The organism is Planktotalea arctica, from assembly GCF_002105285.1.
In the GTDB taxonomy this organism is placed as follows: domain Bacteria; phylum Pseudomonadota; class Alphaproteobacteria; order Rhodobacterales; family Rhodobacteraceae; genus Planktotalea; species Planktotalea arctica.
The window spans coordinates 50,882-64,380 of record NZ_MUHR01000011.1 but is presented as its reverse complement, the minus strand read 5'-3'; the positions used below and the strand labels follow the sequence as shown (position 1 = coordinate 64,380).

At 60.2% G+C, this 13,499-nt stretch carries 16 protein-coding genes; 1 reads left to right on the top strand and 15 read right to left on the bottom strand.

From position 1 onward, the window contains the following. Window positions 1-8 precede the first annotated feature (8 nt). Window positions 9-1,241 (top strand): 2-oxo acid dehydrogenase subunit E2, encoded by a 1,233-nt coding sequence (locus B9P63_RS10970; protein WP_085308695.1) that lies wholly within the window; start codon window positions 9-11, stop codon window positions 1,239-1,241. Between the two features lie 97 nt (window positions 1,242-1,338). Here B9P63_RS10970 and cysE read toward each other — a convergent pair whose 3' ends face one another. The 15 genes from cysE to B9P63_RS10895 all read right to left on the bottom strand — a co-directional run bounded on the left by cysE (window position 1,339) and on the right by B9P63_RS10895 (window position 13,482). Beyond that, complete coding sequence (cysE, locus tag B9P63_RS10965; RefSeq protein WP_085309204.1) at window positions 1,339-2,151, bottom strand: serine O-acetyltransferase; 813 nt, start codon at window positions 2,149-2,151, stop codon at window positions 1,339-1,341. 76 nt (window positions 2,152-2,227) lie between these two features. Further along, window positions 2,228-2,536 carry a DUF7742 family protein gene (locus B9P63_RS10960; RefSeq protein WP_139816253.1) on the bottom strand — a complete coding sequence of 103 codons (309 nt, stop codon included), beginning with the start codon at window positions 2,534-2,536 and terminating at the stop codon, window positions 2,228-2,230. Continuing rightward, entirely contained in the window at window positions 2,536-6,546 is a 4,011-nt protein-coding gene (locus B9P63_RS10955; RefSeq protein ID WP_085308691.1) for a baseplate multidomain protein megatron, read from the bottom strand. Before B9P63_RS10955 ends, B9P63_RS10960 begins: the two co-directional genes overlap by 1 nt. 3 nt (window positions 6,547-6,549) lie before the next feature. Then, entirely contained in the window at window positions 6,550-6,984 is a 435-nt protein-coding gene (locus B9P63_RS10950) for an NlpC/P60 family protein (protein WP_085309202.1), read from the bottom strand. Window positions 6,985-6,995: 11 nt separating this feature from the next. Then, window positions 6,996-7,883, bottom strand: coding sequence for a DUF2163 domain-containing protein (locus B9P63_RS10945; protein WP_085308689.1), 888 nt, complete (start codon window positions 7,881-7,883; stop codon window positions 6,996-6,998). Continuing rightward, entirely contained in the window at window positions 7,880-8,512 is a 633-nt protein-coding gene (locus B9P63_RS10940; protein WP_085308687.1) for a DUF2460 domain-containing protein, read from the bottom strand. Before B9P63_RS10940 ends, B9P63_RS10945 begins: the two co-directional genes overlap by 4 nt. 30 nt (window positions 8,513-8,542) lie before the next feature. Further along, window positions 8,543-9,205, bottom strand: a complete 663-nt coding sequence (locus B9P63_RS10935) for a phage tail tape measure protein (protein WP_085308685.1) — start codon at window positions 9,203-9,205, stop codon at window positions 8,543-8,545. Continuing rightward, window positions 9,198-9,419 carry a rcc01693 family protein gene (locus B9P63_RS10930; protein WP_085308683.1) on the bottom strand — a complete coding sequence of 74 codons (222 nt, stop codon included), beginning with the start codon at window positions 9,417-9,419 and terminating at the stop codon, window positions 9,198-9,200. Before B9P63_RS10930 ends, B9P63_RS10935 begins: the two co-directional genes overlap by 8 nt. Continuing rightward, window positions 9,416-9,742 (bottom strand): gene transfer agent family protein, encoded by a 327-nt coding sequence (locus tag B9P63_RS10925; RefSeq protein WP_085308681.1) that lies wholly within the window; start codon window positions 9,740-9,742, stop codon window positions 9,416-9,418. Before B9P63_RS10925 ends, B9P63_RS10930 begins: the two co-directional genes overlap by 4 nt. Beyond that, window positions 9,742-10,158 (bottom strand): phage major tail protein, TP901-1 family, encoded by a 417-nt coding sequence (locus tag B9P63_RS10920; RefSeq protein ID WP_085308679.1) that lies wholly within the window; start codon window positions 10,156-10,158, stop codon window positions 9,742-9,744. Before B9P63_RS10920 ends, B9P63_RS10925 begins: the two co-directional genes overlap by 1 nt. Before the next feature lie 40 nt (window positions 10,159-10,198). Then, window positions 10,199-10,603 carry a DUF3168 domain-containing protein gene (locus B9P63_RS10915; RefSeq protein ID WP_085308677.1) on the bottom strand — a complete coding sequence of 135 codons (405 nt, stop codon included), beginning with the start codon at window positions 10,601-10,603 and terminating at the stop codon, window positions 10,199-10,201. Next, on the bottom strand, window positions 10,600-10,938 hold the full coding sequence (locus tag B9P63_RS10910; protein WP_085308675.1) for a head-tail adaptor protein: 339 nt from the start codon (window positions 10,936-10,938) through the stop codon (window positions 10,600-10,602). Before B9P63_RS10910 ends, B9P63_RS10915 begins: the two co-directional genes overlap by 4 nt. Continuing rightward, on the bottom strand, window positions 10,935-11,534 hold the full coding sequence (locus tag B9P63_RS10905; protein WP_085308672.1) for a head-tail connector protein: 600 nt from the start codon (window positions 11,532-11,534) through the stop codon (window positions 10,935-10,937). The genes B9P63_RS10910 and B9P63_RS10905 overlap by 4 nt, the downstream gene beginning before the upstream one ends. 174 nt (window positions 11,535-11,708) lie before the next feature. Continuing rightward, on the bottom strand, window positions 11,709-12,902 hold the full coding sequence (locus B9P63_RS10900; RefSeq protein ID WP_085308670.1) for a phage major capsid protein: 1,194 nt from the start codon (window positions 12,900-12,902) through the stop codon (window positions 11,709-11,711). Between the two features lie 22 nt (window positions 12,903-12,924). After that, window positions 12,925-13,482 carry an HK97 family phage prohead protease gene (locus B9P63_RS10895; RefSeq protein WP_085308668.1) on the bottom strand — a complete coding sequence of 186 codons (558 nt, stop codon included), beginning with the start codon at window positions 13,480-13,482 and terminating at the stop codon, window positions 12,925-12,927. Window positions 13,483-13,499 lie beyond the last annotated feature (17 nt).

Sequence of the window (13,499 nt, the reverse complement as noted above, 5' to 3'; positions counted from 1 at the left end):
AGATACCAATGGCACTCGAAATCCTCATGCCCGCGCTTTCCCCCACGATGGAAGAAGGCACGCTGGCCAAGTGGCTCGTTAAGGAGGGTGACACGGTCTCCTCCGGCGATCTTTTGGCCGAAATCGAAACCGACAAGGCGACGATGGAATTTGAAGCCGTCGATGACGGCGTGATCGGCAAGCTGCTGGTGGCCGAAGGCACGGCTGGAGTGAAAGTAAACAGTCCTATCGCGCTCTTGCTGGAGGACGGCGAAACTGCGCCGGAGGCAATGACAGCGCAGCAGCCGAAAGAGCAGTCGGTGCAACAAACAAAGCCCAGACCAACAAACGAAAGACGCATCTTTGCCTCTCCCTTGGCCCGCCGCATTGCTGCGGATAAGGGGATCGATCTCGGCGCGCTCGCTGGCTCTGGCCCCAAAGGCCGCATTGTCAAAGCAGACCTCGACACGGCGCAAACGAGCGCTGCGCCGAAAGCGGCCAAAACTACACTAACGCCCATTGTGCCTGCACCCACCGATCCAAACACGATCACCCGCATGTACGAGGGCCGCGCCTTCACCGAAGTCGCGCTCGACGGCATGCGCAAGATCATCGCCGCACGCCTCACCGAAGCGAAACAAACCATCCCGCATTTCTATCTTCGCCGTGATATCCACCTCGATGCGCTGCTAGAGTTTCGCAGCGAGCTCAACAAACAACTGTCGAGCCGCGATATCAAACTCTCGGTCAATGATTTCATCATCAAAGCCTGTGCATTGGCCTTGCAACAAGTCCCTGCCGCCAATGCCGTCTGGGCCGGTGATCGCATTCTGCAAATGCAGGCTTCGGATGTAGCTGTGGCCGTCGCAATCGAGGGCGGGCTATTCACCCCCGTGTTGCAAGACGCAGAAAGCAAAACACTTTCTTCGCTCTCGGCCGAAATGAAAGACCTCGCAGCCCGCGCCAAAACCCGCAAACTTGCGCCGCATGAATATCAAGGCGGCAGCTTTGCAATTTCCAACCTTGGCATGATGGGCATCGACAACTTCGATGCGGTGATCAATCCGCCTCACGGCGCGATCCTCGCGGTTGGCGCTGGCGTGAAGAAACCCGTCGTCACAGATAGCGGCGAACTTGGCATCGCCGTGGTCATGTCCGTCACCCTCAGCGTGGATCACCGCGTCATCGATGGCGCGCTCGGCGCAGAACTTCTTGCCGCCATCAAAGAAAATCTGGAAAATCCCATCGCCATGCTCGCCTGATCTTCATCTTGCCCTTAAACTCCCGCCGGAGGCACCGCCTGACCCCCATAGGGTCAGGCTAAAACAAGTCTGCGGGCCGCGCCCGCAGCCACTCGGATCACTTCGGCGCAGAATTGATCAACTGGTCCATGGAAACCGACGGCTGATCACAGCCCGCCTCGCCCACGATCTTCGCAGGTACGCCCGCGACCGTCTTGCACGGCGGCACTTCCGCCAGAACGACCGAGCCTGCAGCAATGCGGCTACATGCGCCGATCTTGATATTGCCCAGCACTTTCGCGCCTGCGCCAATCATCACTCCATCGCCGATCTTGGGATGACGCTCTTCCTCTTGCTTGCCTGTTCCGCCCAGCGTCACGGAATGCAGCATCGAGACGTTGTCACCCACAACCGCCGTTTCGCCGATCACAATGGAATGTGCGTGATCGATCATGATGCCTTTGCCAATGCGCGCAGCAGGGTGGATATCAACGCCGAAAATCTCCGACACGCGCATTTGCACGAAATACGAAAGGTCCTCGCGCCCTTGCCCCCAAAGCCAATGGGCGATCCGGTAGGCCTGCATCGCCTGAAACCCCTTGAAGAATACGATGGGCTGCAAAAGGCGATGGCAGGCCGGATCACGATCATAGATCGCCATCAAATCCGCGCGCGCCGCTTCGACGATATCGGGCTTGTCGGCAAAGGCCTCATCCGCGATGTCGCGCAGGATCAGCTGGCTCATCTCGTTGGAATGCAGCTTGGCCGAAAAGCGATAGGACAGCGCTTTTTCCAGATTGTCATGATGCAGAATGCAGGCATGCAAAAGCCCGCCCATAAGTGGCTCCGCGCGCACCGCCTCTTGGGCTTCGTGCGAAATGCGCTCCCAAACGGGGTCGATGCGGTGAAGCGGTTGTCTGGCCTGTGCCATGAAATTCATCCTTTTTTTCTGCACATCTACCCTACACCATCTATGCGGCGCAGGACAAATGCAAAGGGGTGATGTTTCACATCCTCGCAGACGATCGATCCAGCGTTTGCACTTGTTTCAGCTGCCCAAGCACCAGTTCAAGCGCTTCCATTACCTTGGGGGTCAGCGAAGCTGGCATCGGCGCGATGCCTCTGCGCAGCGCCAATGCCCCAAGCGATCCATCCCCCAAGAGCGCATGGGCCCTTCCTGTCACCGCAGCGAAATCGCGCGCTTGCTCAAGCTGACAAAGCAGCTCAGCGCATTTTTCTGCCCGCACCGCGCGCTCGAAACGCATGAGGTAACGCGCAGCCAGCACAAGATCACCCAAAGTAAAAGCCGCGCGCATCACAGCCCCAAGATCTGTCGCGCGAACAGGCCGGGACCAAAGCGCTCGGAAACCTGCGCAACGCGCAACTCGTAAATGCCACTGGCACCATCTGCGATGCGATCCGCAAGCCTGTAGGTGAAGGCAGGCGCGTCCAGAACTTCTTCGCGCACCACGATACCACCGATCAGCACGCGCAGCACGTATTGTTCGCGCTCCTCCGCAAGCGGCACGTCGCCCCAACCCCAATCATCACCATCGATCCGCGTGCGGCGCAGCCATGTCACTTTCACGTCCGTTGCGTCCTCGATCGCCCGCAGGTGCGCGGGCGGATAGGGCCGCAGCCCCGCGCCGTCAAATTGCTCCACGCGCATCTCGTACGATGGATCGTCATAGCCGCGCGCCGCTGGGCCGATCCGGTAGTGGCGCTGCACGCCGCGATCGCTCGCGCGCAAGCCAATCTGGTTCGGCACACCGTTCAACAGCACAAAGATGGAGCCGATCGGCCAGGCATCCGGCATCAACCCGTCGGTGCCGAATTGACCACGCAAACGCGTGCTTAGCTCGTAGGTGTCGGGTGCAACCAATTCCGCGCGCTGGAACTGGAACACTTCCCAATTGCTCCCCGAACCATCGCCAATCGCGGCAAGATTGCCCCCTGCAAGCAGCGTCTCGCGCGCGATGCTCTCAAGTTGATCGCTCGCCAGCCTCACACGTAGCGGCGCACCGCGATCAATCACGCCGACTGCCCCCTTGAACAGCGGCGTTTCAGTGACGCCAACCGTTGCGCGACCCTGAACATAGGTATTGAACCCGTAATCCGCGTCCGTGGGCGCATCGTAAACCGCCACGGCCCCAGGCCAGGGCGTGGCCGTCACAGCGATATGGGGCGCATGGGGCACCTCGTTTTCGCTCATCAAAGGCAGGTCCAGAAAATAGGGCAGCACAGGCAGCGCAGGTACGAAAGGACGCATGGAAATCGCCTCGTCGCCATAGGGCGCGGGGCGGTAGATGTTCGGCTCGATACGCACCGCCTCCAAAATCTGGCTCGCTCCTTGCTCGACGCGGTCGACGCGAAACTGCGTATCGCCTTGCGCTCCGCTCAGGCGCACCACATCACCCGCCTTCACCCCCATCTTCGAGGGCGGCAAAGCAAAGCGCACAGCCTCGCGCGACAAACGCGCTTCGCTCAGCCAACGCTCCAGCATTTGCCGCGCTTCTGCGCGCGTCATCATCAGCGGCAAGTCAGAGGACGACACCGCGTGCGATCCGTCCTGCGGCAGCACGGTTTCTTCGACGATCACGTCGAAATCGCCATCCGCCTGCACGAAACTCGCGCGCAAACGCCCCGCAAGGTCGGCATCAGAGCCGCGCACGACCTCCAAAACCCCCTCCATATCAGCATGGTGCACCAGATCCTCCATCGAGAGGCTCACATCGCTCTGCCCGTCGCGCATAATGAAATGCAGCACGCCATCGCGCTCGACAGCGTCGAAACCATAGCGCAGCATCAGAGGTTGCAGCGCGCTGCGCGCCTCCAGCACATCGGCTATCTGATAGCCGCGCACCACGCCATAAAGCGCGCTAACGTCAAAGCGCGTCTCGCCCGCCCGTAGGCAAATCTCTGCCACGACCGAGCCAAGCGAGCGTGACGTCGAGCGCCCGTTAAGCCAATGCCCGCGCCAATAATTCGCGCTATCCGACCAAAGATCAGAGCGGTTCGGAAAATGAGGATAGGGCCGTGCATCCCAGGCCCAGACGAAAGCGCGCGACATATCAAGCATCGGCGCACCGTATAAATCGGACACCGGGTTGCGCGCAGGATCGCCCCAATAATCGGTCATGGCGCGCAAATATTGCATCTGCATCAACTCGTCGCGCTGCCCGTTCGAATACTGTGGCAGGCTCGATTCCGATGATTTGGGATCGACGAATTTGTTGGGCTGGTTCGTGCCCTTGTCGATTGCTGCGCAGCCATATTCGGTAAACCAGAACGGTTTCGATTGCGGCTCCCACGCAGTCGCCTGATCATCGCGCACGCCTGAAATGCGGTTGTGATGCGGCTTGCTCCACCAGCTTTTCAAATCCTTGTAACGGTAAATCCAAGGTTCGCCATGCGCGCCGTCTGTGATCGGTGTGCGGATTTGCGCCGCGCGCGCCTCATCGGAGTGGTAGTACCAATCATAGCCCTCGCCACCCTCGATATTGCTCTTGAGATACTCCAGCGCATAGATCGAGCCATGCTGCGCATCCAGATGCTGCTCACCGTCGCGCCAATCGGACAGGGGCATGTAATTGTCGATCCCGATAAAATCGATGTTTTCGTCCGCCCAAAGCGGATCAAGGTGGAAGTAGTGATGGCCAAAGCCATCCTGCGGAGAGTAGCCGAAATACTCGCTCCAATCTGCCGCATAGCCGATCTTGCAATTCGGCCCGAGCAGCGCGCGCACTTCGCCTGCAAGCGCAATCAACTGCGTGACCGCAGGAAAGCTGTGCGCTGCGCCTCTGATCTGCGTCAGTCCGCGCATCTCCGATCCGACGCAGAACGACTCCACACCGCCGGCCGCCGCGCAAAGCGCCGCATTGTGTAAGATGAAACGTCGAAAGCCCCAATCATTCGGACCGTTATAACTTACGCTGCTAGAGGACACGCTGAAATCGCTGGCCGAAGCCGCACCAAAGAAAGCGGCAACCTCGCTTGCTGCCGCAGCCGTGCCGTCGGGCGATCCATCACGCAGCGACGCAACCGAGCATGTGATGCGCCCGCGCCATGGCAATTTCGGCTGGCTGCTCGCATCGCTCCAAGGATCAGGCAGGCCGTTGCCATCAATCTGATCCATCAGAATGAAGGGATAGAACATCACCGCCTGCCCCGCGCGCTTCAACTCGGCAATCGCCTCAAGCACCGAATTATCCGACGGCGTGCCGCCATACACCGGCCGCCCGCTATCCTGCGCAATCATCTGCGCAGAGGCACGGTTCAGACCCGCCACACCCCACTTCAAACGATCGCCTTCAAACTCCTTTTGCTCGACCTTTGGCCTGATCTCGCAAGACCCGCAGCGCAGATCATCCCCGAACCAACTCACGATAAGCGAGGCAGCCGCACAACCCGGTAACTCCTCGCGCAACATTTTGACCGAAGTCGCCATGTCACTGCGATAGCTTGGCGAGTTGACGTTCGCGCTCTTGCGGTTGCCAAGCCCGTAATCGTAATGCACGGGGGTCGTCGCCAGCGCAAATTCGCCAGAGCCGGGCATCACCGCCACCGCTTTGATCGCTTGGGTCAAATCTTCAGCCTGGCCTTGCAACTCATCCGTTGCGCCGCGCACCACTTCAAAAGTGAACTGCGGAACGCGATCGCCGTAATTCGCCAATTGCAGGTTTTCGAATACAACATAAGCCGTGCCGCGATAGGCTGGCGCAAGCCCCGCACCCTCGACCGCTTCAATCTTGGGGTCGGGCAATTGGTCGCTTGATCCCTCATAAACGCGCATGTTCAGATCCACCGGGCTCACCTCGATGCCGTCGGCCCAAACCCGTCCGATCGAAGTGATCTCTCCCTCGCACAGCGCCACAGCGATACTGATGGAATAGGCATAGCTTTGCGTGACGGTTGTGTTTGAATTGGTGATCGTCGTGCTGCCCACCTCGCGCGCCGCCCCCTTGCCACCGCTTGGCGCGCCCTGCGTTTGCGTGCTGACCTGCGTCGCATTAGAGGTGTAGATCCGCTCTTCGAATTCGCTCGACCAGATCACCTGCCCGGCCACGCGCATACGCCCGAAAATCTGGCCGATAGGCCGCCCCTCGCCCGCACCTGTCAGGCGAAAGCGGTTCATCTGGCCGGTCTGAACCGTCTCTGATCCACCGCCGATAATATGCTGATCCGTGCGCACCGTACGCCGGTCAATCGCATTGCCGACCATCGCCCCTGCAAAGCGGCCGATCGCGGACATGGACAGCCCCAGAACCGAGCCTCCGACAGAGGCCCCCAAAGATGCACCGGCAGCAGAGAGAAGGATGGTAGCCATGGGTTAAACTCCTAGCGGAAAACGAAAACGCGCCGCGATCCGGCGCTGCCAAGGACGGCTAAGCGGACTTTCAGTGACCGCGTGGCCGCTATAGGCGTGAATGAATGTCGCGGCTTTGCCCGCGCAGCTGCAAATCCCGACGTGCTTGGCGATCGCCCCGTCGCGCATGCGAAACAGCAGCACATCGCCCGCCGCCATTGCGCGGCTTTGCGGCTGCAAATAACGCAAAGCCGCGCGCAGCAGCACTTCGTCGCCTTGCGGCTCCGCCCAGTCTTGCGAATAGGGCGGCACTACCTCCGGCTCTGCCCCGTAAAGCGCGCGCCAAACACCGCGCAGCAGTCCAAGGCAATCGGTCCCCGCCCCCCGCACCGAGGCTTGATGGCGATACGGCGTGCCAATCCAGGTGCGCGCAATTTCCACGACCCGTTCTGCGGGCATCAACGCGGCGCTCACCTGCGGCTCCCCCCGTCTTTGGAGGGCGCCTTGCTCGGATGCACCATCATCCATTCCTCTTCGGGAATGTCCGGAAATCCACGAAAGTTCACAGCGTTGGAGAATTTCACGCGGCAGGTCTCGAACCGCTTGTCACATCCCGCGAACAGGCGCACGTGATCGCCGGCACGGATATCCGCGCGCATTGGCTCCCACAGCGTGATCTCGCGCAGCCCCCCGAACATGCGATCCACCTTGATCGCCGCGCTCAGATCAACGCCCTCTCCACTTATGACGTCCAAACGCCCGCGCTCGAACCAATCGCTCGCATAACCGCCCAGACCCTCAAAGCGAAACACCCGCGCGTTCTCGATTTCAGCCACAATGCTCTGCACGCGGTATGCCGCGCTTTGCAGATCGACGCTGCAGGCACCGTCCCCCAAAACCGCGCCGCACGGGCGCTGATAAACCCGCCCCACAGGCCGGTTCAGCATATCCGTCAAACCACGCAATTCCGCCTGAAACGCGCCCCCTGCGCGGCGGATTTCACCGATATTGCCGCGAAACTGCAAAATGCGCTGCGCCGTGTCGGTCCAGTTCACCAACCACGATGTCACCTCAGCGCCGTCAAATCGCCCCGCATCAATGTCCACTTCCTTGATCGCTGTATCACTCAGCGCACCAACCGCTTCGGTGTTGTCCACCGACAATCCGGTGCTTTGTTGCAAGGCCATCGCCGACAATCCCGTGTCAGGCTTGAAGATCAACCCGTCAAATTCCAACGCAAGATCGTGATCGGTAAAGCCAAAGCATACCCCGTCGCGCCGCTCGATTTTCCACGCGCGGCACAGCGTCGTGACGCCGCTATCAAGATGCGCCTGAAACGCCTCCGGCAACGCAGTCATAACCGCACCTCCAGCACAGGAATGCTTGGCACTTCACCCGCCTGAAAACTCGCCGCTGATGTGTGAATGCGGTCCGTATCAAAACGCACAGGCACATCGAACTCGAACCCTGCCGTGATCTCGCGATCCTCGTCAGGCGCGCGCTCAAAAATGATCACGCCGCGCGCCAGATCGACCTCGAAATGCACACCCTCGTTCTGTTCATCCCCTGCAATGCCGACTTTGACCGTACCGCTCACCAGCTTGGAAATCACCCGCGTATAACTCGCATCGCCGGAACGATAGGCCTTGCTGAGCTGAAATTCCGTCGCAATTCCATCGCCGTAACCAATCGTCTGATCACCCAGCGCGACCGTGCTCGATGGCTTGCACGACTTAAAATCCGACCAGTCCTTCCAACGAAACCCATACATCTGCCCGCGCCGCGCCTCGAAAAAATCCAGCACCTCGCTCACATCATCCATCGCGCGCAAGCCCACGCCAGCATCATAACGCCTGCGCGAATGTGCCCATGGTGTGTTGCGTTCCTCATACCCATTGCTCAGCGCGACGATATCCGTGCGCCGCTCCGGCCCGCCCATCGAGCCAAAGCTCAAGGCCGCCGGAAACCTAACCTCATGAAACTGCATATGCCTGTCCCTCCGCCTGACTGAAATTGCTTAACGCGCGCGCTGCGAGCGGCCCAAGGCACGGCTCATCTGCGCGGCGATCTGGCTTTGTGAACGCCTGAACCCCTCCACATCGGGGGTGGAGATATTCACTACAATCGACGCTCCGCGCCCGCCGCCCTGCGCCTGAACGCCAAGTTTGCCATCCGCGCCGCGCGTTAACGGCATGATCGCCTCCGGCCCCGCCTCGCCCATCAATCCGGTGCCGCCGCGCATCGGGAAGGTCGTCGGCCCATTCACTACGCCGCCATTAGCAAAGGCCGTGACGCGCCCTTGCGCAAAACTGCCGCCATCCGCAAAGGGCATCAGCCCCTTGAACAACGCATCCATGCCGCCAGTGATCATGCCCGAGAAATGGTTAGTCACCGGCTTGATTGCCGCATTCAGCGCCGCACTCGCCATGGATTGCCCCACCTCGCGCAGCGCATCGCTCAGCTTTTGACCGTCGAACACGACCCCCTCGAACGCCCCGCGCAGCGAGCGGCTGAGCGAGGCATCAAGGCTCTGTATCCCCTTGCCCGTTTCAGCAAACGTGCCCTGAATACGCTTCATCTCCGCATCAAAACTCGACGCCATCCCCGCCGCATTGGCAAAGCTGTCCTCAAGCGCGTCAAGCTGCACTTCCACAGGATTCGAACTCTCAAATTCACTCATCTCGCATTTCCTTCTCTACGCCAGCGCCGCTATGCACATCGGGATAGGCCCTCAGCAAATCAGCCAAACGCGCGCGCCCCATCGGGGCATCAAAGCCGCCGTGCCCCAGCATCAGCAACAACTCTGCTGGCGTCAGCGCCCAGAACTCGGCAGGCTTAAGGCGCAGCCGCACCAACCCCGCGCGCATCATATCCGGCCAATTTACGCGCTTCATGCGCGCCGCTCTTCCGGCAGCAGAAACGCGCGCGCCAGCAGCCTTGCAGCCGCCTCCGCCGCGCCCCTAGGCCCGCCTTTGATTTCGGCAGCAAGCAGATCAGCGCTAACAACATCCCAGCCCCCACCGCGCAAACCCGCAACGATCAGCGCCAACACATCGCAGCTGGAAAACCCGCCACTCTCGAAGCGCTCGACAAGTGCTACCAACGTGTCATCGCCCAGCACCGTCTCAAGCTCCGCCAGCGAACCCAGCGTGAGCGACATAGGCCGGGCCACTCCGTCCACCTCCACACTCACCACGCCGCTCCAGGGGTTCTCCATCAACTCGCCGCCGTGAACGTCAACTCGCCCGCAGAGGCCATCGACATCTCATAGGTCGCCTCGCCGTTATGCGAGCCTGCGTATTCAATCGCGCTTATCTGGAACGGGCCTTGCACAGTGCCAAAATCAGGAATGATCACCTGAAAATTCGGGATTTCCCCGTCAAAGAAAATCTGCCGCGCCCGCTCGTCCGTGGCTTCGTCGCGAAACACACCAGAGCCGGATAGCGCCGCCGTCTTGACCCCCGCACCAGAGAGCAATTCGCGCCAACCCCCTGCGCTACTCAGGTTGGTCACATCCACCGTCTCGGCGTTGAAGCTCACCCGCGTCGCCCGCAGGCCCGCAAGTGTTTCAAACGTATTGCTGCCATTCACATCCACTTTGATCAGCAGATCTTTACCATTTTGCACACCCATGATGCTCACTCCATTTCGTTAGGAAAATTACCGCTTCAACTCACGCCTCGACGCGCGCCCTGAATTTCAGATCAATCTTGCGCTGCCCCGCTGCGCTGCGCTTGGCATTGCTTGACGCAAACCAAAGTCCCACCACGCGCCCCTCGCTCAGCGCCAGATCGGTGCTACTCAAGGCGTCCCAGATCGCGCTCGCCGCCTGCTTCAGCGTCAGAAAGCTATCCGCTGTGCTCATCACCGAAATCAGCAAATCATGCACCGCACCCGCGCCACTCTTGTCCGACGCATCCTTGACCGCCTCCTCGCCCAGCAGCACATACAAATCCGGCAAAGGCCCCGCTGGCACCGCGTCATAGACATGCACGCCCACGATCCCAGCAAGAACCGGATCGTCCGATAGCCGCGTATAAAGCGCGCTCTGCAAGGCCCCAGATAAAAGCACGCTCATGCCGCCACCTCCTCTGTTGCAAAGCAGGTCAGATAGCGCCCCTGCGGCTCGCCATCTGCCACGGCCGTAATCAGATAGATCCTTGCGCCCTCACGAAAGCGCTGATCTGGCGTAGGCCTCATCATTGACCCCTGCGGTGCCGCGCGCAGCGTAATTTTCAAAGCCACTTTCGAGCGCGCCACACCCAGCCCACCACTCTCGCGCCCGGAAAAGCTGCGAATATCCGCCCAAAGCGTGCCAAGCGTGTTCCAGGAATTCAGCAAACCGCCCGCCCCATCCGCAACCTCGACGCGCTGCTCCAAAACCAGCGCCCGGTTCAAACGTAGCCCGCTCATGAGCGGCCACCCGAGAACAGGCGCATCGGGCGATATCGCTCGATCAAGGTCTGCACACCAAACGGCATACAGCCCCGCGCCAATGCCGTCTCGTCCCGGTACTCATAGTAATGCGCAGCCAACAAAAACACTGCTTGCGCCAGATCGCTCGGCAACTCGTCCCACGCCGCGCCAAAGCCCGCCTCAAAGCGAATGACCGCCTTGCCGCCGCACAAAATCGTGCCAAATCCGGCCCCTCGCGCAATCAATTTAGGGCGCTGTCCATCCTGCTCCAAAGCATAACGCTCGGGCGGCAGAACCGCTGCTACTCCATCGCCGTCGACGATCTCTACCGCCTCAACAGCGCGCACAGGCGCCAGCGGTAAGACCTCTGCGGCTGGATCCCGCCAACGTGTAACCGACCATGAAAATTCACGCGCAATCAACGCCTTGCCCGTGCGCGCCTCGATCGCTGCCAAAGCCGCGCGCAAAAAACTCTTCAAGACAGGCTCTTGCAAATCGCTCTCGCCAAACCCCGTCCCGAGGCGCAAATGCGCTTTGAAGGCCGCGAGGGGCAAGGCCCCGTCCGGCACTGTAGCCTCTTCGATCAACATCATCGATATCTCCAAATCTAACGTCGGCCTCCCCGGGGGCGGCAATGGTGGACGCGCACAGCTGCGTTGCTCGGACGGAGGGGAGCAGCTAGACAACACAGGTTTTCTCTCTGCACGCGCCCAAAGGGCGAAAGGCGGACGCGATCGCCAGCCTTTCGCAAATCGCAGCCCAGCTTTTTAGCTGAGTGCGAATTTCAACAGCTTGATGGCTTTGAAATCCGTCACGTCGCCGCCAACGCGCTTGGTGGCGTAGAACAGCACATTGGGTTTGGACGAGAACGGATCGCGCAGCACGCGCAAATCTGGACGCTCGGCAATTGTATAGCCCGCGCCAAAATCGCCAAAGGCAATCGCGGTTTGGCCACTCGCCACATCCGGCATGTCCTCGCAAATGACGACCTTGTAGCCCAGCAACAGGGATGGCTCGCCCGCGGCAAACCCGTCGGACCATAGGAAACGACCATCGCCGTCCTTCATCTTGCGCACACGGCCCGCCGTCTTGGAGTTCATCACGAACACACCATTGGCGCGGTAACGCGCGTCCAGCGCATAGACCAGATCGACAATCTTATCACCAGAATTGAGCGCTGCAAAATCACCGTCCACACCTGTAGCGATGTGACCAATCTCGCCCCAAACCTCTGTGCCATCTGCCGCCGTGGCGTAGCTCAGAACACCCTTGGGCTTGTCGTTGCCATCGCCACTAATGAACGCGGCACTCTCTGCGCGCGCAAACTTGTCTGCGATCTTGCTCGCAAGCCACCCCTCAATGTCAAAGGCGCTGTCATCTAAAAGGCGCTGCGAGACCTTGGGCAGTGCGCTCAATTCATGAAGCTGGATGGAAATGCGATCCACTTGCGGCGTGCCCGTTTCCGCAGAGGCCGCCGTTTCACTCGCCCAGCCAACACCGGCGTCAGAATGATCCACCAGCACATCATAGGACGTGGCCTCCACATTCACCACGCTCGCAACAGCGCGCAAGGACGCCGCGCCGCGCAGCACCGATTGAACCGCTTCGGAGGTTTGCGGATCAACCAGATAACCGCCATCCGCAGCAACCGCCGTGGACATCGCCTTACCCTCAAGCTCTATGCCGCGCAGCGCATCTTCCTCGCCATTGCGCAAGTAAGCGCCGAACGCCTTCTCGTGCGGGGCCGTTTCCAGTGCCGCCCCCGACAAAGCTGGACGGGCGTTTCGTGTCAAAGATTTACGTTCATACATGCTCAGTCGCTCTTCTTGCTGTTGAAATCGTTGCTCGGTCTTGGCCGTATGGCTGTGAAAGCCGGCCACGAAATCCGCCATGGCAGATTTCAGTTCCTGGGCAGGAGACACGTCTTCCCCGGCCCGAGAATTCATCTCAGGATCGCTCATCGCTTCGTCCTTTCGTTAAGTGTTAGAAATTCAACTCTTTGCTAACGCCGCGCAAAACCTCAGCAAGTGCGCGAAACCCGTGCATATCGCTTGCCAGCACATCGCCCTTTGCACCAACACGCGCACTTGGCAGCATCGGAAAGGTCACCAGCGACACCTCCCAAAGCTCCAATTCCTGCAAATGGCGCGTGCCATTCTCGCCGCGAACTGCCTTTTTGGTGCGATAGCCAATCGAGAGCCCGTCAAGCGCGCCCGCCGCGATCAGGGCAACCGCCTCGCGCCCCCGCGCTACGCTCTCCAAAAGCCGCCCCTTCACATAAAGTCCGCGTTCGTCCTCGCGCACTTCGTCCCAAACGCCAATCAGCGCGCTCGCGTCATGCTGCCAAAGCATCTTCACCTGCCGCCCCTGTACCGCCAATGCCTGCAAAGACCCCGCATAGGCTCCCCTAACCACGACATCGCCGCCCTGATCCGCCGCGCCAAAGAACGACGCATAGCCCTCAATCTCCACACCATCCTTTACGGTCAACGCATCGCCAAACCGGCAAAATTTGCGCTCTAAACCACCATCACTCTGCATGCCGTTTCCTCTTTCCA